The organism is Sphingomonas sp. GW821-FHT02B09 (genome assembly GCF_059421875.1).
The window spans coordinates 483,738-505,137 of record NZ_JBWKVV010000001.1 but is presented as its reverse complement, the minus strand read 5'-3'; the positions used below and the strand labels follow the sequence as shown (position 1 = coordinate 505,137).

Sequence of the window (21,400 nt, the reverse complement as noted above, 5' to 3'; positions counted from 1 at the left end):
TCGGGACGACAACAAAAGGTCTCCCGTCATGCCGATCCCCGACCGCTGGTCCCCCTATCTCCTCAGCGCCTTCCGCTTCGTCTTCGGCCTGCTGTTCCTCGGCCATGGCGTATCGAAGTTCTTCGGCCTCCCACCTTTTCCGATGCCGCTAAATCCGCTGCTCACCGTCGCCGGGGTGCTCGAACTGGTCGGCGGCGCGCTGATCGCGGCCGGGCTGCTGACCCGGCCGGTCGCCTTCCTCCTGTCGGGACAGATGGCGGTGGCCTATTTCCTCGCGCATGCGCCGCAAGGCTGGCTGCCGCTCGCCAATGGCGGCGAGGCGGCGATCCTCTATTGCTTCGGCTTTCTGTACCTTGCCGCCGCCGGGGGCGGGCGGTGGAGCGTCGACGCGCTGCGCTGGCGGGGCTGAGCCGGCTCTGATAGGCCGGGCGGATGCCCGACGACAACAATCGCAACATCGCCCTGCTGATCGACGCCGACAATGCCTCCTGGCATGCGATCGACCCCGTGCTGACCGTGCTCGCCGAGCTTGGTACGGTCAACATCCGCCGCGTCTACGGCAATTGGTCGAAGCCCGCGCTCAAGGGCTGGCGCGACATGACGCTCAAGCACGGCATCGAGCCACAGCAGCAGTTCGACCTGACCAAGGGCAAGAACGCGACCGACATGAAGATGACGATCGACGCGATGGACCTGCTGTTCCGCGGGCGGATCGGGGGCTTCGGCATCATGTCGTCGGACAGCGACTTCATGCCGCTGGCGATGCGTATCCGCCAGGACGGCATCCCCGTCTACGGCTTCGGCAATCTCAAGACGCCCGAGGCGTTCAAACAGGCGTGTACGCGCTTCATCGACGTCGGCGCGCTGGTCAGCGAGGCGAAGGCGGAGGCGACCGCCCCGGTGGCGGCGGCGGCGAAACCGGCGAACGTCGACGTGCCGATCGGCGATTCGCTGCCCCCCTCGATCGCCGCACCCAAGGCGAAGAAGCCGATCGATCCCGAACTGATCGCGCTGCTGATCGACGCCTATCAGTCGGTCAAGCGCGACGAAAAGGGCTATGTCAGCCTGTCGGCGATGGGCCAGCTCGCCGGCAACCGCTCGAGCTTCGACGCGCGCAACTACGGCTATCAGCGCCTGTCCGACCTCATTCAGGCGGTGCCGAATTTCCAGAGCGAGCGGCGTGAGGACGGGCGCGTGTTCGTCAAGCGGGTGCGGTAGCGTCGCGTTCGGCTTGGTGATAAACGGTCGCCATGACTGGACTGGCGCCGCTCATCACCACCCCACGGCGGGTCAAGCTGCGGGTCGAGGACTATCTGGCGCTCGACGCGGCGGGGGCGTTCGATGCCTATGGCAAGACCGAGTTGCTCGATGGCGAGATCGTTCACGTGAACGCGCAGCATCGACCGCATGCCCGGATAAAGTCGCGCCTGTTCCGACTGCTGGCGGACGCGCTCGACCGGATCGACTCTGGATTGGAAGCGCTGGTCGAAGGATCGATCGCGATGCCGCCGCATAACGTGCCGGAGCCGGACATCGCGCTCACCACCGAGCCGGAGGGCGATGGCCTAATTCCGCTCGCCTCGCTCGCACTGGTGATCGAGGTTGCCCATACGTCGCTCCGCAACGACCTTGGACGCAAGCGCAAGGTCTATGCGCAGGAAGGCGTGCCGGAATATTGGGTGATCAACGTGAGGGATCGTGTCATTCATCAGATGGCCGATCCCAAGGGGACGGGCTTTGCGACGCAGCGACGCGTTCCGTTGGGCGAGGTGATCACTGCCCTGACGATTCCCGAGTTGACCATCTCCACCATCGACATCTGAACGCGATGCCGGAAAGGGGCAGCTCCGTTTCCGAAGCCGCCCCTTCGTTCAGCGCGTGAGCTTCTTATACGCCAGCCGCGTCGGCCGATCGGCCGCGTCGCCGAGGCGACGGCGCTTGTCTTCCTCGTAGCTTTCGTAATTGCCCTCGAACCATTCGACGTGGCTGTCGCCCTCGAAGGCGAGGATGTGCGTGCAGAGGCGATCGAGGAAGAAGCGATCGTGGCTGATCACCACCGCGCAGCCCGCGAACGTCTCCAGCGCCTCTTCGAGCGCGCGCAGCGTCTCGACGTCGAGGTCGTTGGTCGGTTCGTCGAGGAGCAGGACGTTGCCGCCCTCCTTCAGCATCTTGGCCATATGGACACGGTTGCGCTCGCCGCCCGAAAGCTGGCCGACCTTCTTCTGCTGGTCGGGGCCGCGGAAGTTGAACGCACCGACATAAGCGCGCGTGCCGAGTTCCTGCTTGCCGAAGCGGAACACCTCGAGCTCGTCGGAAATCTCCTGCCAGACGTTCTTGTTGGGATCGAGATCGTCGCGGCTCTGGTCGACATAGCCGAGCTTCACCGTCGAGCCGACCTCGATCGTGCCGCTGTCGGGGGTTTCCTGGCCCGTGATGAGCTTGAACAGCGTCGACTTGCCCGCGCCGTTCGGCCCGATCACGCCGACGATGCCGCCCGGCGGCAGCGTGAAGTCCAAACCATCGAACAGCAATTTGTCGCCATAGGCCTTGGTCAGCCCCTTGGCCTCGATCACCTTGCCGCCGAGCCGTTCGGGCAGCTGGATGAGGATCTGCGCCTTGCCGGCGACGCGATTCTCCTGCTTCGCCATCAGCTCGTCGAACGCGCGGATACGCGCCTTGGACTTGGTCTGGCGCGCCTTGGGGGTCTGGCGCATCCAGGCGAGTTCGTCGGCGATCGCCTTCTGCTTGCCGGCCTCTTCGCGCTCCTCCTGCTCGAGGCGCTTGGCCTTCTTCTCGAGATAGCCCGAATAGTTGCTCTCGTAGGTGTAGTAACGCCCGCGATCGAGTTCGAGCACCCAGTTGACGACATTGTCGAGGAAGTAACGGTCGTGCGTCACAAGGATGACGTTGCCGGTATATTCCTTGAGATAATTCTCCAGCCACGACACGCTCTCGGCATCGAGGTGGTTGGTCGGTTCGTCGAGCAGCAGGATGTCGGGCTTTTCGAGCAGCAGCTTGCACAAGGCAACGCGGCGCTTCTCGCCGCCCGACAGGCGGGTGACCTCGGCGTCGCCCGGCGGGCAGCGCAAGGCCTCCATCGCCTGTTCGAGCTGGCTGTCGAGCGTCCAGCCGTCGACCGCGTCGATCTTGGCCTGCAGCTCGCCCATCTCCTCCATCAGCGCGTCGAAGTCGGTGTCGTCCTTGGGATCGCCCATTTCCGCCGAAATGGCGTTGAAGCGATCGACGAGGTCGGCGACCGGGCGGACGCCGTCCTTGACGTTGCCCATCACGTCCTTGGTCGGATCGAGCTGCGGCTCCTGCGCGAGATAGCCGACGCGCACGCCTTCGGCGGCCCAAGCCTCGCCGGTGAAATCGGCGTCCATGCCCGCCATGATCTTCATCAGCGTCGACTTGCCGGCGCCGTTGGGGCCGATGATCGCGATCTTCGCCGACGGAATGAATTGCAGATGGATGTTGTTGAGGACGGGCTTGTTCGCGCCGGGGAAGGTCTTGGTCAGACCCTTCATGACGTAGGTATACTGGACGGCCATGTGCCGACGGCTCCTGATCGATAAGGACGGGAAATCTTGGAGCGGCATGTAGCGATCCGATGCCCCCCGTGCAAATGCCGCCGCCGCGGCCCGCCCCGGCTTGTGCTTGACGCGGCCATCGCTCACACCTGGCGATACGATCGAACAGGGAAACGACCGAATGACGCGCATCGCACTGACCTTGCTGGCCCTCGCCTCTTCCACCGCGCTGGCGGCGCAGCGCACCGCGCCGCCGCTGCCCGCCCCGGTCGATGCCAAGGTCGCGGCGCTGCGCGACGCGGCGCTGAAGGACGACGTCGCCTATGACATCGTCGAGGGGCTTACCACCGAGGTTGGCCAGCGGCTCGCGGCGACCGAGGCGGAGGCGCGGGCCCGTACCTGGGGCGTCGCCAAGCTCAAGGCGCTCGGCTTCAAGAACGTCCATGTCGAGACCTATCAGATGCCGGTCTGGCTGCGCGGCGAGGAGCGCGCCGAGGTGCTCGCCCCCTTCCCGCAGACGCTCAAGCTGGTCGCGCTCGGCAATTCGGGCGCGACGCCCGCGGCGGGCCTGACCGCGCCGGTGGTGGTGTTCCGCACCTATGGCGATCTCGCCAACGCCCCCGCCGGGGCGGTGCGCGGCAAGATCGTCTATGTCGGCAATGCGATGGTGCCGACGCAGGACGGATCGAGCTACGGCGCCTACGGCCCTGCCCGCTTCGTCGGCCCGGCGCTGGCGGCGCGGCTCGGCGCGGCGGCGATCGTCATCAAGTCGATCGGCACCGATCATCACCGCAACCCGCATACCGGCGTCACCGACTTCCCCGCCGGTGTCGCCCCGATCCCGTCGGCGGCCTTGTCGGTCAGCGACGCCGAACTGCTCGAACGGATCGCCGACCGCGGCAAGCCGATCACGCTGAAGCTGGTGCTCACCCCGCGCTTCGCCGGCACCGGCACCTCGGGCAACGTCATCGCCGAAGTGCCGGGCAGCGATCCCAAGGCCGGGATCGTGCTGGTCGGCGGCCATCTCGACAGCTGGGATCTCGGTACCGGCGCGATCGACGATGCCTCGGGCGTCGCGATCACCACCGCCGCCGCCAAGCGGCTGCTCGACGGCCCGCGGCCGAAGCGGACGATCCGCGTCGTCTGGTTCGGCGCGGAGGAGCCGGGCGGCTATGGCGGCAAGGACTATGCGCGGGTGCATGGCGGCGAGCGGCATGCGACCGCGGGCGAGAGCGATTTCGGCGCGGACCGCATCTGGCGCTACGAGGTCAACCTTCCCGACAGCGCCAAGCCGATCGCCGACCGGCTGCAGACCGCGCTGGCGCCGCTCGGCATCGGGCGCGGCGCGGGCGTGGGTGGCGACGGTACCGACGTCGGCCCGACGCTGGCGCTCGGCGTCGCCGCGATCGACCTCAACCAGGACGGCACCCGCTATTTCGATACCCACCATACGCCCGACGACACGCTCGACCGGATCGACCCCGAACAGCTGCGCCAGAACGTCGCGGCGTGGACGACGATGCTCGCGATCGTGGCCAATGCGCCGGAGGAGATCGGATCGGTCACGCCGCGGCGATAACGGCCAAAGAATGTCGGAACCTTTCGCCCCGGTGAATTTCGTGATTGACCGGGGGGAGTCGTGCGGTATTTGAGCTGTCTCGCGACGGCGATCGGGCCGGCCGCGATTTTGCTTTGCTTTGCTTGGGAGCAACCGAATGAAGAAGATCGCTTTCGTTCTCGCTGCCGCCGGCCTGATGTCCGTCGCTGCCTGCCACAAGTCGCCTGAAGCTGCTGCCGTTGAGAACAACGGTGACATGCTGGCCGACAACATGGAAGCGCAGGCCGACAACATCGACGCGCTGGCCGACAACACCTCGAACGCGTCGGCTGCTGCCGCGCTCGAGAACGTTGCCGACAACACGAACGCCGCAGCGGACAACGTCCGTGACGCAGCCGAGGCCAAGGCCGACAACCTCTAATCGCGCGGCGTCGGGTTCGCCCGACGCGCCGATCGGGCTGTCGCACGATCTCGAAGGGCGCTTCCCATGCGGGAGGCGCCCTTTTTCGTGGCCCGCGCTCCCACGCACCGGCTTTTTCTTTGCCGCCGGTTGCGCTAGCGAACGCCGAGGTGGGGCCTGTAGCTCAATGGTTAGAGCTGGCCGCTCATAACGGCTAGGTTGCGGGTTCGAGTCCTGCCGGGCCCACCATCCTTCGCCAAATGCCCGAGGAAATCATACGCTTTCGGGTAGGTTGGGCACGATCGGATTGAGGCGGTCAGGCAAATCACCGACACTGGGCGAAAGCGCTGGTCATCGCGGCGCTGGCCATGTGGCCTTGCTTCTCCGATGCAGAGAGTGCCCTCCGAATCACCGCGCCAGCGGGCGACACCCTTGATCTTCCCTGAGTCGCACCGCTCTGAGCGATTGCTTTCCGAAGGCCGTGCGAGGCGCATTGGAACCGCGTGATCAGATCACCGCCACTTCCGGGAATGGTGCGGCAGCAAGTCGACCCCGCGAGATGCTCGTTTGGCATCAGCAACGCGGCACGTCCTCACCAAGGGCGCCGGGGTTCTACATCAAACGCTCAACCAGTCGGCCGTGATCTCCCCTCGGTGCCCCTCCGGGGCAAGCATCGCGCGCAACGCTTCCAGCAGAGACGGCAGCGCCTGCATGAAAGCATAGGGCGGATTGACGATGAAAAGGCCTGCTCCATTGTAGATGTCGGGCTGATCGCCATCGTACAACCAATGCTCCACCTCCAGCATTTTTGGAATGCGGAGCTTCTTCAGCTGCTCCTTCCATCGCCCGTGCGCGGCGCGGTCCTTGAGCGGATACCAGACCACCGTCACGCCGTGCGCCCATTTGCGGTAAGCGGCGGCGAGGGTCGCGGTGATACGGGCGCGTTCATCGAGCTGTTCGTACGGCGGGTCGACCACCACGACGCCGCGTGCAGTTCGGGTCGGTAGCATCGCCAGCCAAAGCTCGTAGGCGTCGCGTTCATGCACGGCAGCGGAAGTATCGCGCATCACCTTGCGCAGGGTATGAGCCTCCTCGGGATGCTTTTCGTTCAGGATAAGGAAGTCTTGCGAACGCAGAAGCTGCGCCAGGACCCGCGGCGAACCAGGATAGAAATGCGGCTCGGGTCCGACATTCACTGCCTGTACCGCTGCGCGATAGTCGTCCAGCAATGGGTTCGGGTCGGCAAAGGCCCGGAGCACGCCTTCGATGGACTCGCCCGTGCGTTGGGCTTCCACGCCGTCGAGGTCGTACAGCCCGCGGCCGGCATGCGTGTCGATCAAGGTCAACGCGCCCGGTTTTTGTTGCAAGGCCTTTACGAGCGCTATCAACAGGCTGTGCTTGACGACATCGGCACTATTGCCTGCGTGAAAGGAATGGCGATAATTCATCGTGAACTCGGATCCTGCCGATCTACCTTAAACGTGTATGGATGCTGCTGAGCGCCGGCTGAGCGCGAAGCAATCGAACAACCGATGCACCTTAAGCCCGCGCCAGCAATCGACGCGGAGGCGCATGGGAATGTCCGATGATCGAAGCTTTGGTCGCGACCGCTTCAATTGCCTTGGGCATCGACTTCGAACACGACCGGCTTGCCCCGCGACATCGGCTCCCAGCCCGCCGACATCGCGGCGCGCACGCATCGCGAAATCGTGGCGTCGTCCAGTTGCAGACGGCCGCGCGGCAAGCCCTTCAAAAGCCGCTTCGGCGGCGGGAATTGCACCCATGCTTCGCGTTTTGCATCGCGCTGGAGAAGGGCGATGATCATTCCCTTCCAGCCTTCATCATCCGACTGATGCGGTTCACGCTGGAGGTGCCAATCATACGTGGCGCCATCGACTTCGACGGCGCCGCCGTTGCTCTGGGATTTCGACATGGCGGCGGCCCTAACATGCTATGTCGCCCAAAGCACGGGTCCGGGGGCGTATCGGATCACGGCAAAGCTGACGGACGTGCGGAACACAGTGCGGCTACAACGACCCAAAGCCGGTCGCTCGCAGGCAAGTTTCGCGCGCCCAGCTTCTACCATCCGTTCAAGTTCCGCATGACCGGCCTGTCCCCCGCGCCGTCTATGTCCGACGTTGCGCGGCGTTGCGCGGCGCCGCCCCGCCCCGTAAGCTCACCGCAGGGGGGGAGAGACTATGCGATCGACGTTGGTTTTGCTGGCGGTTGTGCCTGCCGGGGCATGGGCTCAGGCTGTGCCGCCTTCGGTTGCCGGCCGCAGCGCGCAGGGCGACGTGGCGGTCACGATCTATGCCAACGACACCGCGCTGATCCAGGACACGCGGCAGATGACCCTGCCTGCCGGCATCTCCCGGCAGGAATTCCCCGACGTGTCGAGCGAGATCCGCCCCGCCACCGTCCGCCTGTCGGCCGAGGGCACGACGATCGTCGAACAGAATTACGACTATGACTTGCTGTCGCCGCGCGCGCTGATGGAAAAGGCGGTGGGACAGACCATCACCCTCGTCCGCACCAACCCGGCGACGGGTGCGGAGACGCGCGAACAGGCCCGGGTGCTCGCCTCCAACGACGGCGTCATCCTGCAGATCGGCAGCCGGATCGAGGTGCTGCGCGACGATGGCCTGCCCGTGCGGGTCGTCTTCGATTCGTTGCCGCCCAACCTGCGCGCGCGACCGACGCTGTCGATCACTTTGGATGCGAAGAACGTCGGGCGGCGGCCGGTGACGATCAGTTATCTGACCGGCGGCCTGTCCTGGTCGGCCGACTATGTGGCGCTGTTCGACGAGGGCAAATCGACCGTCGACGTGCAGGGCTGGATCACGCTCGGCAATAGCGGCGGCACCACCTATGTCGATGCCGACGCGCTGCTGGTCGCGGGCGGTCCCGGTGGCAACAGCAGCCGCAGCCTGGGGCTGGCGCCGGGCACCCGGCCGGGGACGCAGAGCGCCGGCCGTGCGCGGCTGGGCGATTTCTATCTCTACCCACTCGGCCACCGCACCACCATCGCCGCCAACCAGCAGAAGCAGGTGAGCTTCCTGTCGGTCGGCGGTGTCGCCGCGCGCAAGCTGTACGCGTTCCGCAACGGCTGGATGGGCAGCGATCAGGAGCCGCGCTCGGCCGACACGGTGATCGGCTTCTCCACCGCGCGCGAGGGCGGGCTGGGCGATGCGCTGCCGGCGGGGACGGTGCGCGTCTATATGCGCGACGCCACGGGGCAGCCGCAGTTCGTCGGCGAAAACGGCATCGGCCACACGCCGATGGGCAGCCAGCTCGCAATCAAGACGGGCGAGGCGTTCGACGTGAAGGTCCAACCCGCGGTCGACAAGCGCGAGAAGATCCTGGCCGACGAGTGGGAACGCACCGCCCGCTACCGGATCAAGGTTCAAGGCGCGCCGACCCGCACGGTCGAGGAATCGCGCAGCGTCACCTACTGGCGCACCGCGATGCGCTACGTCCTGACCAACGCCCGGCCCGAGCCGGTGACGGTCGACGTCAGCCAGACGGGCCTTGGCGACAGGTGGGAAGACACGCGCGTAACGGCGGAGAGCCAGCCGGGCGAGCAGCGCTCGCTCGACGAGCGGATATGGCATGTGCGGGTGCCCGCAAACGGCACCGCGACGCTGACCGCGACCTTCGACACGCGGTACTGACGATCGTGCGCCTCGCCTGGCTCGCCCTGCTGATGGCAGTGGCCACGCCGACGGTGCTCGACGCGCAGGTTGTGGTCACCTCGACCAGGCCCGACGACGTCAGCGTCACCGTCTATGGCGCGCCGGATCGCCGGGGTCGCGAGATCGACCGCAACCACCCCGCCGGTGTCGCGCTCATCACCGAACGGCGGACGATCACCCTGCCGGCGGGCACGGCGGTGATCCGGTTCGAGGGCGTTGCGGGCAACATCCTGCCCGAGTCCGCCGTCGTCGCCGATCTGCCGAGCGGGGTCATCGAGAAGAACCTCGACGCCGACCTGCTTTCGCCGCGCTCGCTCTACGACCGGGCGCTCGGTCGGCGGGTCATCATCCGTCGGACCGACCGCGCGACCGGCAAGGTGGTCGAGCAGCCTGCGACGATCCGCTCCGCCGCCCGCGGCGCCGCGCTGGTCACTTTGGCTGCCGGCACCGAGGCGCTGCGGTGCACCGGCCTTGCGGAGGCGATCGTCTATCCGGAGGTGCCAGCCGGCCTGTCCGACAAGCCGACGCTGTCGATCCGAACCACCAGCGCGCACGCGTCCACCGCCACCCTGACCCTGTCCTACCTCGCCACCGGGTTCGACTGGCAAGCGGACTATGTCGTGACGATGCAGCCCGATGGCCGCTCCGCTGACCTGTTCGCGTGGGTGACGCTCGCGTCGAACGACGTCACCAGCTTCCCCAACGCGCGGGCGGCAGCCGTGGCCGGCAAGGTCAATCGGGTGGAGTCGGACCGGCCAGCGATAGTCGGCATCGACCGTAATCGCGCGCTGACGCTGCGATGCTTCCCGACCGGCGCCGATTATTCCTCGCCATTGCCACCTCCCCCGCCCCCGCCGCCGCCGCCACCGCCGCCCCCGCCAGCGCCGATGGCTCAGGAAATCGTCGTCACTGGCGCCAGGATCGCGAAGCAGGAGGAACTCGGCGACCTCAAGCTCTACCGCTTCCCCGACCGGGTCACCGTCGTGGCGAAAGCGCAGAAGCAGGTGGCATTCCTCGCCCGGCAAGGCGTGGCGATGCGCGCGGTGTATGTCAGCGACGTCTTCGACGACGATGCGAGCGCCCCCCGCCTGATCCTGCGCGCGCGCAACACCACCACCGGTGGCCTCGGAGCGCCATTGCCGGCGGGGCAAGTCGAGGTGTTTCAGGAGATGGGCGGTCGGCGGTTGTTGATCGGCTCCACGAGGACCGACGACAAGGCGGTGGGCGAGGACGTCGAGTATCGGCTCGATGCCGGCCCCGGCGTGTCGGTGGAGATCGCCGATCGGCCGGCGCGCCGTCACGCGGACGGTCATCTGCTGACGGTCACCAACGCCAACCCATGGCCGATCGAGTTCGAGGCCAGGCTCGGGACCAGCGGTGACGGCCAGCATCTGCGATTCCGGCAGCCCCTCCGTCGGCGCAACGGCCGCTACGTCTGGGCGACGACGGTGCCGGCGAACGGGCTGGCGACGTTCGATTACGAGATGCTCGGGTCTCATTAGATTACCGGACATGCTGACCAGTTTGGTCATCCGTCGCACGCCTGACACTCTCCGAAACCGGACGCTCGTAAATGTGAGTAGACCCAAGCTTCGGCGAACCCAAACAGCCGCTGCAAGAGGAAATGCGGTTCGGCAACGGCTTTCCTCGATAGAGTTCGATCCACGAAGCAGAAATGGCAGGGATCGGATCTAACAGCACCATCTTGGCTTGCTGATTTTATATTCCCTGATGGGTGGATGAGAGAGAATCTAGCGGGAGCTCATTGAACACACAATAAGACGAGTCGCCTGTTCATCGCGATTGGCTGATTACCTGCAACGAGCGGCGTGCGGTATGCCGGCTGGCACGACCGTGGCATTGCCGCTTTGACGCTGCTGACGCACTTGCGGTCGTCCGAGCATTGATCGCCAACCGCCCCTGGAAGTTCACATCTGTCTCCGCGCCAATTGATCATTCTCTCGGCGATTTAGCGCGCAACCCAGAACCTTTGGTTGCAGGCGGCAGGCCGTTCGAACGAGCCGCTAATCCCTGCAATGACAGGACTGCACCAACCGGCTTCGCGAATCGGGGGGGTGGGGGGTATGGCTTGAGCATGCGTATCGCGATCATCGACACGAGCACGACGCGTGCCGCGATCATCTCCGACGGATTGCGCGAGGCGGGCCTCCACGATCTCGTCCTGATCGACGGCACGCGTGGCATGGTCGCCGCGCTGGAGAAAGCGGCGCCCGACGTCGTCCTGATCAACCTCGAAAATCCGAGCCGCGACGTGCTCGAGGAATTCTTCGCGGTGTCGCGCGCGCTCGCCCGGCCGATCGCGATGTTCGTCGACCAGAGCGATGCGGAAACCACCGCCGCCGCGGTCGACGCCGGCGTGTCCGCCTATATCGTCGACGGCCTCGCCAAGCAGCGGATCAAGCCCGTCATCGACCTCGCGATCCGGCGGTTCCAGGCGTTCGCCCGGTTGCAGGACGAATTGCACGAAGCCAGAAGCGCGCTCGCCGACCGCACCACCATCGATCGCGCCAAGGCGATCCTGATGAAGCGCCGCGGCATCGACGAGCCGACCGCTTACGGCCTGCTCCGCGCGCAGGCGATGCGATCCAACCGCCGGATCGCCGAGATCGCCGATGCGATCATCACCAGCGACGCGCTCATGGGAGATTTGTGATGGCGCTCGACCGGGTCCGCATCGGGTTCCTGCCGCTGGTCGATGCCGCGCTGCCGATCCTCGCGCGCGAACAGGGGTTCGCCGAAGCCGAGGGGCTGGAGATCGAGCTCGTCCGCGACATGACCTGGGCGACGGTGCGCGATCGGCTGCTCTATGGCCATACCGACGCCGCGCACATGGTCGCGCCGCTGGCGATCGCGACCGCGCTGGGCCGCGGGCGGCCCGCGGTGCCGATGGCGGTGCCGTTCGTGCTGGGGCTGAACGGCAATGCGATCACGCTGTCGCTCCCGCTCGCCGCGCTGGTGATGGACGGCAATGTGCTCGGCGATCCGGCCGTGCTCGGCGTGCGGCTGAAGGCGGTCGCGGCCGAGCGTCTCGCCGCGGGGCGGCGGTTGCGGTTCGGCGTGGTGCATCGCTATTCGAGCCACAATTACATGCTGCGCTATTGGTTGGCGGCAACAGGCATCCGGCCCGATACCGATGTCGAGATCATCACGACCAGCCCGACCTTCGCCGCCGACGCTTTGGCGGCGGGGGAAGTCGACGGCATCTGCGTCGGCGAACCGTGGAACGGCGTCGCGGTCGATCGCGGCGTCGGACGGATCGCGCTGGTCACCGCGCAGGTCTGGCGGCGCGGCGTCGAGAAGGTGCTGGCGATGCGCGCGGCGACGCTGGACGAGCGCCGCGACGTCGTCCACCGCCTGATCCGCGCGCTGCATGCCGCGGCCGCGCACTTCGTCGATCCCGGCACGCGCGAGGCGAGCGCGGCCATCCTCGCGCGACCCGCCTATCTCGACGCGCCGATCGATGCCGTGACGCGGGCGATCAGCGACCGGGTACGGCTCGTCAAGGATGCCACGCCGATCCATGTCCCCGACTTCATGTTCCAGTATCGCGAGGCGGCGAACTTCCCGTGGCGCAGCCAGGCAGCCTGGCTGTATTCGCAGATGCTGCGCTGGGACAGCACGCCGTTTTCGGCCGGGGAGGCAGCCACCGCGCAGGGCGTGTTCCGTCCCGACGTCTACCGCGCGGCGCTGGCCGGATCGGGCGCGCCGCTGCCCAATGCGAGTTCGAAACTGGAGGGCGCGATCGCCGCGGACAGTATCGGCGCGGGATCGACGCAGGGGCGACTGATCCTGGGCAATGACGCCTTTTTCGATCGGCGCGCCTTCGATCCGGACGATATCACGGGATATTTGAGCAGCTTACCGTAAAGTTGCTGCATCTGCGAAACGGCGCTTGCGTGAGCGCGTCACTTCGATCATCCTGACGGCGTTCGGCAAGGGAGTCGGACACGACATCATCGCGAGACCGGTTCCAACGACGGGGCCAGACCGCGCAAGGCGATCCACCGATCGTCGAGAGGCAACGAAGCCGTCCAGATGCGTCCGCAAGGTCGCCGTCTGGGCGGCTTTTTCTTTGTCCAACGCAGATGGGGAAACATCATGCTGTTCGCATCGCCGGGGATCGAAGTCACCGGATCGAAGGCCACGAGGATCGACCTGTTCAGCGCCGCCACGCCGCAGATGCGCGCGTTCCACGTCACCTGGCTGGCGTTCTTCGTGTGCTTCTTCGCCTGGTTCGCGGCGGCGCCGATGATGCCGCTCATCAAGGCCGAGTTCGGCCTCAGCAAGGACCAGATCGCCAATATCAACATCGCCGCGGTGGCCGTCACGATCCTCGTGCGGCTGGTGGTCGGGCCATTGTGCGACCGGTTCGGACCGCGTCGCGCCTATACGTGGCTGCTGCTGCTCGGCGCGATCCCGGTCTTCGGGCTCGCCTTCGCCCGGACCTACGAGACGTTCCTGTTCTTCCGCCTGGCGATCGGAGCGATCGGCGCGTCGTTCGTGATCACCCAATATCACACGAGCGTGATGTTCGCGCCCAACGTCGTCGGCACCGCCAATGCGACCGTCGGCGGCTGGGGCAATGCAGGCGGTGGCGCGGCACAGAGCCTGATGCCGCTGGTGATCGCGGCGATGATCGGGCTTGGCGTCGAGCACGCCTGGGGATGGCGCGCGGCGATGTTCGTGCCGGGTGTGGCGATGGTCGCGATGGCGTTCGTCTATGCGCGCTACACGCAGGACACGCCGCAAGGCGACATCGTCGACCTCCGCGCGGCCGGCATCGCGCTCGACGGCGGCAAGGCGACCGGCATGGCGATCTTCCGCCGCGCCGCGGCCAATTACCGGACGTGGATGCTCGCCGCGACGTACGGCGCGTGTTTCGGCGTCGAGATCTTCATCCATAATATCGCCGCCAGCTATTACGTCGACCGGTTCGGACTGTCGCTGACCGGCGCCGGGCTCGCCGCCGGGATCTTCGGCGGCCTCGCGCTGTTCGCCCGCGCGCTCGGCGGCATCGCCAGCGACCGGATCGCGCTCGTCAAGGGGCTCGACGGTCGCGCGTTGCTGCTGTTCGGACTGATGCTCGGCGAGGGTGTCGGGCTGGTGCTGTTCGGCAATGCCGGCAGCGTCGTGCCTGCCATCCTCGCGATGACGATGTTCGGGCTGTTCACGCACATGGCGTGCGGCGCGACCTATGCGCTGGTGCCGTTCGTCGACCGCAAGGCGCTGGGCGGGGTCGCGGGGCTGATCGGTGCGGGCGGCAATATCGGCGCGGTCGCGGCGGGATTCCTCAACAAGGCGTCGGCGACGCCGCAGCAATGCCTGATCGTGCTCGGCTATGTCGTCGCCGGCACTGCGGTGTGCGCGCTGGCGGTGCGCTTCTCCGCCGCGCACAAGTCGCAGGAGCAGGCGCTGTTCGATGCGGCGCTCGACGCGCGGCGCGATCGCGGCCTGCCCGGCGGCGGCGCGGTGGCGGCATGAGCCGCTGCCCGACGCCGCGCCGCGACCCGCTCGCCGCCGCCACCCGCATTTTCTTGCTGCAACTGGATTGGACATGCTGATGGAACATCGGGTCATCACCCCCGGGTCGGACGCCCGCGAGCATCTCGTCGTGATCGGCAACGGCATGGCCGGCTGCCGCGCGGTCGAGGAGCTGATCGCGCGCGATCCCGCCCGCTACCGCGTCACGATCTTCGGCGCCGAACCGCATGTGAACTACAATCGCATCATGCTCTCGCCGGTGCTCGCGGGCGAGAAGACCTTCGAGCAGATCGTCATTAACGACGCGGCCTGGTATGCGGCCAATGCGATCACGCTGGTGACCAGCGACCCGGTGCAGGCGATCGACCGCGCCGCGAAGACCGTCACCGCGAAATCGGGGCTGACCGTAGCGTACGACCGGCTGCTGATCGCGACCGGCTCCGACCCGTTCATCATCCCGGTGCCGGGCAAGGATCTGCCCGGCGTCATCTCGTTCCGCGACATGGCCGACGTCGATCACATGCTGGCGGCGGCCGACCGGGGCGGCGCGGCGGTGGTCATCGGCGGCGGGCTGTTGGGGCTGGAGGCGGCGCATGGCCTGACGCTGCGGGGCATGAAGGTGACGGTGATCCACCTGATGCCGACGCTGATGGAACGCCAGCTCGACGAGGCCGCGGGATGGCTGCTCAAGTCGGCGCTGGAATCGCGCGGCCAGGTGATCCTGACCGAGGCCAACACCGCCGAAATCGTCGGCGACACGCACGTCGAAGGCGTCCTGTTGAGAGACGGGACGCTGATCCCGGCGAGCCTCGTCGTCATGGCGGTCGGCATCCGCCCGTCGGTGGCGCTCGCGCGCGACGCCGGGCTGGAGATCGGGCGCGGGATCAAGGTCGACGACCATATGGTCACCAGCGACCCGTCGATCCTCGCGGTCGGCGAGTGCGTCGAGCATGACGGCAACGTCTACGGCCTCGTCGCGCCGCTCTGGGACATGTGCCGGGCGCTGGCCGATGGCCTCGTCGGGCAGCATAGCGGCTATCGCGGATCGGTGACGTCGACCAAGCTCAAGGTCGCCGGGCTCGACGTATTCTCGGCGGGCGATTTCTCGGGCGGTGCCGGCGCGGAGGACATCGTGTTGCGCGACGCGTCGCGCGGCATCTACAAGCGCGTGGTGGTCAAGGACGACCGCATCGTCGGCGCGGTGCTGTACGGCGACACCGCCGACGGCGGCTGGTATTTCGACCTGCTCAGGCGTGGGGAGGACATCGCTCCAATCCGCGACATGCTGATCTTCGGCCAGTCCTTCGCCTCGGGAGGGGCGCAGGCGGACCCTAAGGCGGCCGTTGCGGCGCTCTCCGACGATGCGGAGGTCTGCGGCTGCAACGGCGTCACCAAGAGCAAGGTCGTGGCGTGCATCGGCGCCGGCAACACGACGCTGGATGCGGTCCGCGCGACCTGTAAGGCATCGGCGTCGTGCGGATCGTGCACCGGCGTCGTCGAAACGCTGCTCGCGGTGACGCTGGGCGACGACTATTCGGGCGAACGCACGGTGAAGACGATGTGCAAATGCACCAGCTTCGGCCACGACGACGTCCGCCGCGAGATCGTCGCGCAGGGCATGCGATCGATCCCCGAAGTGATGCAGAAGATGAGCTGGTCGACGCCCGACGGATGTTCGTCGTGCCGACCCGCGCTCAATTACTACCTGCTCTGCGCGTTGCCCGGCGCGTATAAGGACGACCAGCAGAGCCGGTTCGTCAACGAACGGCTGCACGCCAACATCCAGAAGGACGGCACCTATTCGGTCGTGCCGCGGATGTGGGGCGGCGTGACCAACCCGCGCGAGCTGCGTGCGATCGCCGATGTCGTCGAGAAATACGACGCTCCGCTGGTCAAGGTGACGGGCGGCCAGCGGCTCGACATCTTCGGGATCAGGAAGGAGGACCTGCCCGCGGTCTGGGCAGATCTCAACGCCGCGGGGATGGTCAGCGGCCATGCGTACGGCAAGTCGCTGCGCACCGTGAAGACCTGCGTCGGCTCCGACTGGTGCCGGTTCGGCACGCAGGATTCGACCGGGCTCGGCGTCAGGATCGAGCAAATGACCTGGGGCTCCTGGATGCCGCACAAGTTCAAGATCGCGGTCAGCGGTTGTCCGCGCAACTGCGCCGAGGCGACGATCAAGGATTTCGGCGTGGTCTGCGTCGACAGCGGCTATGAATTATCGGTCGGCGGCAACGGCGGGATCAAGGTCCGCGCGACCGATTTCCTGTGCAAGGTCGCGACCGAGGAGGAGGCGATGCATCATTGCGCCGCCTTCATCCAATTGTACCGCGAGGAAGCACGCTACCTGGAGCGCACCGCGCCGTGGATCGAGCGGGTCGGCGTCGACTATATCCGCGAACGCATCGCCGACGATGCCGCGGGCCGCGATGCGCTGGCGGCGCGGTTCCTGTTCTCGCAGACCTTCATGCAGGACGATCCCTGGACGGCACGCGCCGCGGGCGCGCACGGCGAACAGCATGCGCCGATGGCGCGCTTCACCCCCATCGACGCTACGAGAGAAATGGCATGATCGGCGAATGGCTCGATATCGGCTGGGTCGACGAGATTCCGGTCCGTGGCAGCCGCACGGTGCAGGTTGCCGGCGGCGACGACATCGCGGTGTTCCGCACCGGCGAGGGCAAGGTGTTCGCGCTGGCCGATCGCTGCCCGCACAAGGGCGGCCGGTTGTCGCAGGGCATCGTCCACGGCGGCGCCGTGGCGTGTCCGCTGCACAATTGGCGGATCGCGCTCGATACCGGCGAGGCGCTGGGCGAGGACAAGGGGTGCACGCCGGTGATCCCGGTGAAGGTGTCGGGTGGGCGCGTCCTGATCTGCCGGACGTCGACCATCAAGGCCGCGGCGTGATCGGGGCGCCGCTTCCTGCCCCCGGCGGGGATAAGGCGGGGACGAGCGCGCCCATCCGCACCACCTGCGCCTATTGCGGGGTCGGCTGCGGCATCCTCGCGACCCCGACCGGCGAGCGGAGCGCCGATATCAAGGGCGACCCCGACCACCCCGCCAACGCCGGCAAGCTGTGTTCGAAGGGCACGCATCTCGGCGAAACGACCGGCCTCGAAGGTCGCCTGCTCACCCCGATGATCGGCAGGCGTGCGGCTTCGTGGGACGCGGCGCTCGGCCTCGTCGCCAGGCGCTTCCGCGAGACGATCGCGCAGCATGGCCCGAACAGCGTCGCCTTCTACGTCTCCGGCCAGTTGCTGACCGAGGATTATTACGTCGCCAACAAGCTGATGAAGGGGTTCATCGGCGCGGCGAACATCGACACCAATTCGCGGCTCTGCATGGCGAGCGCGGTGGCCGGGCACGTCCGCGCGTTCGGCGAGGATATCGTGCCGGCGTCCTACGACGATCTCGATGCCGCCGACCTGATCGTGCTGGTCGGATCGAACGCCGCCTGGTGCCATCCGATCGTCTATCAGCGCATCCGCGCACGCTGCGACGCGGGCGCGAAACTCGTCGTGATCGATCCGCGCCGCACCGAGACCGCGGACGAGGCCGATCTTCACCTTGCGATCCGGCCCGGCACCGACGTCGCGCTGATGAACGGTCTGCTGGCGTGGTGTCGCGACGCGGGGGTGGTCGACTACGCCTATCTCGCGCGCCACGTCGCGACGCCCGACGGCTTCTGGGACCAGTGCGAAGGGGGAAGCGACCTGTGGTCGGTGGCGCGCGTCTGCGACGTGCCGCCGCAGGAGCTCAGGCGGTTCTTCGAACTGTTCGCCGCCACGCCGAAGACCGTGACGATGTTCAGCCAGGGGGTGAACCAGTCGCTGGCGGGCACCGACCAGGTCAATGCGATCATCAACCTCCACCTCGCCACCGGGCGGATCGGCAAGCCCGGTGCGGCGCCCTTCTCGATCACCGGCCAGCCCAATGCGATGGGTGGCCGCGAGGTCGGCGGGCTCGCCTCGAGCCTTGCCGCGCACATGGATTTCACGCCGGCGAACGTCGCGCGGGTCGGCCGCTTCTGGGCCGCGCCCAACATGGCGACCAGGCCCGGGCTGAAGGCGGTCGACCTGTTCCGCGAGCTGGGACAGGGGCGGATCAAGGCGATCTGGATCATGGCGACCAACCCCGCGGTCTCGATGCCCGACGCCGGACGGGTGCGCGAGGCGCTCGCCGATTGCCCCTTCGTCGTCGTCTCCGACGTGGTCGACACCACCGACACCTCGGTCCACGCGCACGTCCGCCTGCCCGCCGCGGCCTGGGGCGAGAAGGACGGCACCGTGACCAACTCCGACCGCACGGTCAGCCGCCAGCGCGCGTTCATGGCGGCGCCGGGCGAGGCCAAGCCGGACTGGTGGATCGTGACGCAGGTCGCGCGCCGGATGGGGTGGAAGACCGCCTTTCCCTACGATCGCCCCGCCGAGATCTGGCGCGAGCATTGCCGCCTGTCCGCCTATGAAAACGACGGTACCCGACTGTTCGCGCTGCCCGGCCATGCCGCCAAGGGCAATGCCGAATATGACGCGATGGCGCCGTTCCGTTGGGGCGGCACGCCCTTTTCCGACGGGCGCTTCCCGACACCGGACGGCCGGGCGCGGCTGATCCCCGTCGCGCAGAAGCCGGTGGCGGCGCCGCTCGGCCAATGGCCGATGACGCTCAACACCGGGCGCTACCGCGATCACTGGCACACGATGACCCGCACCGGCCTGTCGCCCAGACTCGCGCGGCACCGCGAGGAGCCGCTGGTCGAGATCCATCCCGACGACGCCTCCGCACGCGGGATCGTCGACGGCGATCTGGCCCGGGTGACGACGCCGCAAGGCAGCAGCCTGTTCCGCGCGACGGTCGTCACGTCGCAGCGGGCGGGCGAGGTGTTCGTGCCGATTCACTGGACCGATCGCACCGCGACGGGTGGCCGCGCCGGCCGCCTCCCCCGCCCGCTCGCCGATCCGGTGTCCGGACAGCCCGGCTTCAAGTCGACGCCGGCCAGGATCGACCGCGTCGAAACGACGTGGCGCGGCTTCCTCATCGTCCGCGGCGAACTCGCGACCCCGCCCGACTGCCTGTGGGCGACACGGGTTGCAGTGCCACACGGCAGCGCATGGGATATGGCAGGCACTGGCGACGCCGACGCGCTCGACGAATCGCTGCCCAAGGGCCAGCGGATCGAGGCGATCGACGCGGCACGCGGCAGCCGCCGGGTCGCGATCCTCGACGGCGGCCGGCTCTGCGCGGTGCTGTTCGTCACGCGCGACGGCAGCCTCCCCCCGCGCGATTGGCTCGTCGCGCAACTGGGCGAGGCGACCGCCGCCCCGACGCTGCTCGCCGGGCGGGCCGCGGGCGTGCAGGTCGACCGCGGGCTGATCGTCTGCGCCTGTTTCGACGTCGGCCTCAAGACCATCCTGGTGGCGATCGCCGACCAGCATCTCGCCGACGTCCCCGCGATCGGGGCGGCACTCGGCGCGGGCACGAATTGCGGGTCGTGCCGCCCTGCCCTCGCCAAACTCCTCGCCACCGAAGGATCGACGCATGCCGCATGATTTCCCACCCGGTTCGGTCTGGCTGGTCGGTGCCGGCCCCGGCGACCCCGACCTGCTGACCCGGAAAGCGGAGCGACTGCTCGCCGCCGCCGATATCGTCTTCTACGATGCGCTGGTCGGCCTGGACATCCTCGCGCACATTCCGCGCCACGTCGAGCAGGTCGGCGTCGGCAAACGATCGGGTCGCCATTCGAAGGACCAGCCCACGATCAACACGCTGCTCGCCGAGGCGGCGCTGGCCGGCAAGCGCGTCGTCCGCCTGAAGGGCGGCGACCCGTCGATCTTCGGCCGGTCGACCGAGGAGATCGATCATCTTGCCGCGCAGCACATCGCGGTGCGGATCTGCCCCGGCATCACCGCGGCGAGCGCCGCCGCCGCATCGGGCGGCGCCTCGCTGACGCTGCGCGGTCTCGCCCGCAAGCTGACCTTCGTCACGGCGCATGCCCGCGCCGGCGAAGCGCTCGACCTCGACTGGCATGCGCTCGCCGATCCTGATGCGACGCTCGCGGTCTATATGGGCCGCGCCGCCGCCGCCGAAGTGTCGCGCAAGCTGATCGCCGCCGGCCGCGCCGGCGACACGCCGGTCATGGTCGCGGTCAACGTGTCGCTGCCGAGCGAGCGTATCGTGCGCGGCAAATTGTCGGCGCTGGCGTTTCTGGTCGAGACCATCAGCGATAGCGATCCGTCGCTGCTGCTGATCGGCGAAGCCGTCGCCACGGCGCGCGACGAACGCAAGGCGTATTCCAGTCTGCTATCGACGGTAGTAGCGCATGCGGATCACATATTGCCCGCGGGCAGTTGCGCCGAGAACCTATGATCTATCAGCTAGGGCGTAAGTCCGGAGTGCTCCGGCGGACCCTCGACGGCGCGTCTAGGGTTTGAATGCACTCCAGCCGGTCCGCCGGTGGAATTTACACTATTTTACCTCGCGTTTCAGATCGATCCAAGCTCCAGCCCGGTCTACGTGCGGATTAGGATTCGATTGCGCCAGACGATTGCCATAAGTTCGTCCGCAATCTTCCGAACACGGCTACCCGTGACAAGGATGGTATCGGCTGGTGCCGGAGAGGTCATCTTATCGGCCGGTAAGACCGACGAGGTCTGCGGAGAACCGGTCGGGGCAGAGGCAGACGAACAGGCGAGCAGCTGCAGCGCGCTGGCTACGCTAACAC

Annotated in this window: 17 protein-coding genes and 1 tRNA gene; 15 read left to right on the top strand and 3 right to left on the bottom strand. The window is 67.3% G+C overall.

Annotated features, from left to right (window positions below; genetic code table 11):
* Window positions 1–28: 28 nt before the first annotated feature.
* The 3 genes from AC07U4_RS02245 to AC07U4_RS02235 are packed head-to-tail and all read left to right on the top strand — an operon-like array spanning window position 29 to window position 1,823.
* Window positions 29–409 carry a DoxX family protein gene (locus AC07U4_RS02245; RefSeq protein WP_495194295.1) on the top strand — a complete coding sequence of 127 codons (381 nt, stop codon included), beginning with the start codon at window positions 29–31 and terminating at the stop codon, window positions 407–409.
* A 23-nt stretch (window positions 410–432) separates the two neighbouring features.
* A complete protein-coding gene (locus AC07U4_RS02240) occupies window positions 433–1,218 on the top strand; it encodes an NYN domain-containing protein (RefSeq protein WP_495194294.1) in 786 nt (261 codons plus the stop codon).
* A gap of 32 nt (window positions 1,219–1,250) precedes the next feature.
* The gene (locus tag AC07U4_RS02235) at window positions 1,251–1,823 is read left to right on the top strand and encodes a Uma2 family endonuclease (protein WP_495194293.1); all 573 of its coding nucleotides are present in this window, start codon (window positions 1,251–1,253) and stop codon (window positions 1,821–1,823) included.
* 48 nt (window positions 1,824–1,871) lie between these two features.
* Here the strand turns inward: AC07U4_RS02235 and ettA are convergent, their stop codons facing one another.
* On the bottom strand, window positions 1,872–3,551 hold the full coding sequence (ettA, locus tag AC07U4_RS02230; RefSeq protein ID WP_038659196.1) for an energy-dependent translational throttle protein EttA: 1,680 nt from the start codon (window positions 3,549–3,551) through the stop codon (window positions 1,872–1,874).
* 160 nt (window positions 3,552–3,711) lie between these two features.
* Between ettA and AC07U4_RS02225 the strand changes: the two genes are divergently transcribed.
* From AC07U4_RS02225 to AC07U4_RS02215, 3 genes are all read left to right on the top strand, one after another.
* Complete coding sequence (locus tag AC07U4_RS02225; RefSeq protein ID WP_495194292.1) at window positions 3,712–5,109, top strand: M20/M25/M40 family metallo-hydrolase; 1,398 nt, start codon at window positions 3,712–3,714, stop codon at window positions 5,107–5,109.
* Window positions 5,110–5,245: 136 nt separating this feature from the next.
* Window positions 5,246–5,509, top strand: coding sequence for a hypothetical protein (locus AC07U4_RS02220; RefSeq protein WP_038659191.1), 264 nt, complete (start codon window positions 5,246–5,248; stop codon window positions 5,507–5,509).
* Window positions 5,510–5,661: 152 nt separating this feature from the next.
* A tRNA-Ile gene (locus tag AC07U4_RS02215) sits at window positions 5,662–5,737 on the top strand.
* A gap of 368 nt (window positions 5,738–6,105) precedes the next feature.
* Here the strand turns inward: AC07U4_RS02215 and AC07U4_RS02210 are convergent.
* Window positions 6,106–6,936, bottom strand: coding sequence for a 23S rRNA (adenine(2030)-N(6))-methyltransferase RlmJ (locus AC07U4_RS02210; protein WP_495194291.1), 831 nt, complete (start codon window positions 6,934–6,936; stop codon window positions 6,106–6,108).
* A gap of 164 nt (window positions 6,937–7,100) precedes the next feature.
* A complete protein-coding gene (locus tag AC07U4_RS02205) occupies window positions 7,101–7,421 on the bottom strand; it encodes a hypothetical protein (protein ID WP_137897264.1) in 321 nt (106 codons plus the stop codon).
* Between the two features lie 265 nt (window positions 7,422–7,686).
* Here AC07U4_RS02205 and AC07U4_RS02200 point away from each other — a divergent pair, with 265 nt between their 5' ends.
* The 9 genes from AC07U4_RS02200 to cobA all read left to right on the top strand — a co-directional run bounded on the left by AC07U4_RS02200 (window position 7,687) and on the right by cobA (window position 21,045).
* Window positions 7,687–9,159 (top strand): DUF4139 domain-containing protein, encoded by a 1,473-nt coding sequence (locus AC07U4_RS02200; protein ID WP_495194290.1) that lies wholly within the window; start codon window positions 7,687–7,689, stop codon window positions 9,157–9,159.
* On the top strand, window positions 9,093–10,682 hold the full coding sequence (locus AC07U4_RS02195; protein WP_495194289.1) for a DUF4139 domain-containing protein: 1,590 nt from the start codon (window positions 9,093–9,095) through the stop codon (window positions 10,680–10,682). Before AC07U4_RS02200 ends, AC07U4_RS02195 begins: the two co-directional genes overlap by 67 nt.
* A 593-nt stretch (window positions 10,683–11,275) precedes the next feature.
* Entirely contained in the window at window positions 11,276–11,854 is a 579-nt protein-coding gene (locus AC07U4_RS02190; RefSeq protein ID WP_137897054.1) for an ANTAR domain-containing response regulator, read from the top strand.
* A complete protein-coding gene (locus tag AC07U4_RS02185; protein WP_495194288.1) occupies window positions 11,854–13,068 on the top strand; it encodes a CmpA/NrtA family ABC transporter substrate-binding protein in 1,215 nt (404 codons plus the stop codon). Before AC07U4_RS02190 ends, AC07U4_RS02185 begins: the two co-directional genes overlap by 1 nt.
* Window positions 13,069–13,299: 231 nt before the next feature.
* On the top strand, window positions 13,300–14,682 hold the full coding sequence (locus tag AC07U4_RS02180) for an MFS transporter (RefSeq protein WP_495194287.1): 1,383 nt from the start codon (window positions 13,300–13,302) through the stop codon (window positions 14,680–14,682).
* A gap of 73 nt (window positions 14,683–14,755) precedes the next feature.
* Window positions 14,756–17,254, top strand: a complete 2,499-nt coding sequence (nirB, locus tag AC07U4_RS02175) for a nitrite reductase large subunit NirB (protein ID WP_495194998.1) — start codon at window positions 14,756–14,758, stop codon at window positions 17,252–17,254.
* On the top strand, window positions 17,251–17,589 hold the full coding sequence (gene nirD / locus AC07U4_RS02170; protein ID WP_171009305.1) for a nitrite reductase small subunit NirD: 339 nt from the start codon (window positions 17,251–17,253) through the stop codon (window positions 17,587–17,589). Before nirB ends, nirD begins: the two co-directional genes overlap by 4 nt.
* The gene (locus AC07U4_RS02165; RefSeq protein WP_495194286.1) at window positions 17,586–20,228 is read left to right on the top strand and encodes a molybdopterin-dependent oxidoreductase; all 2,643 of its coding nucleotides are present in this window, start codon (window positions 17,586–17,588) and stop codon (window positions 20,226–20,228) included. The genes nirD and AC07U4_RS02165 overlap by 4 nt, the downstream gene beginning before the upstream one ends.
* Window positions 20,218–21,045, top strand: a complete 828-nt coding sequence (cobA, locus tag AC07U4_RS02160; protein ID WP_495194285.1) for a uroporphyrinogen-III C-methyltransferase — start codon at window positions 20,218–20,220, stop codon at window positions 21,043–21,045. The genes AC07U4_RS02165 and cobA overlap by 11 nt, the downstream gene beginning before the upstream one ends.
* Window positions 21,046–21,400 lie beyond the last annotated feature (355 nt).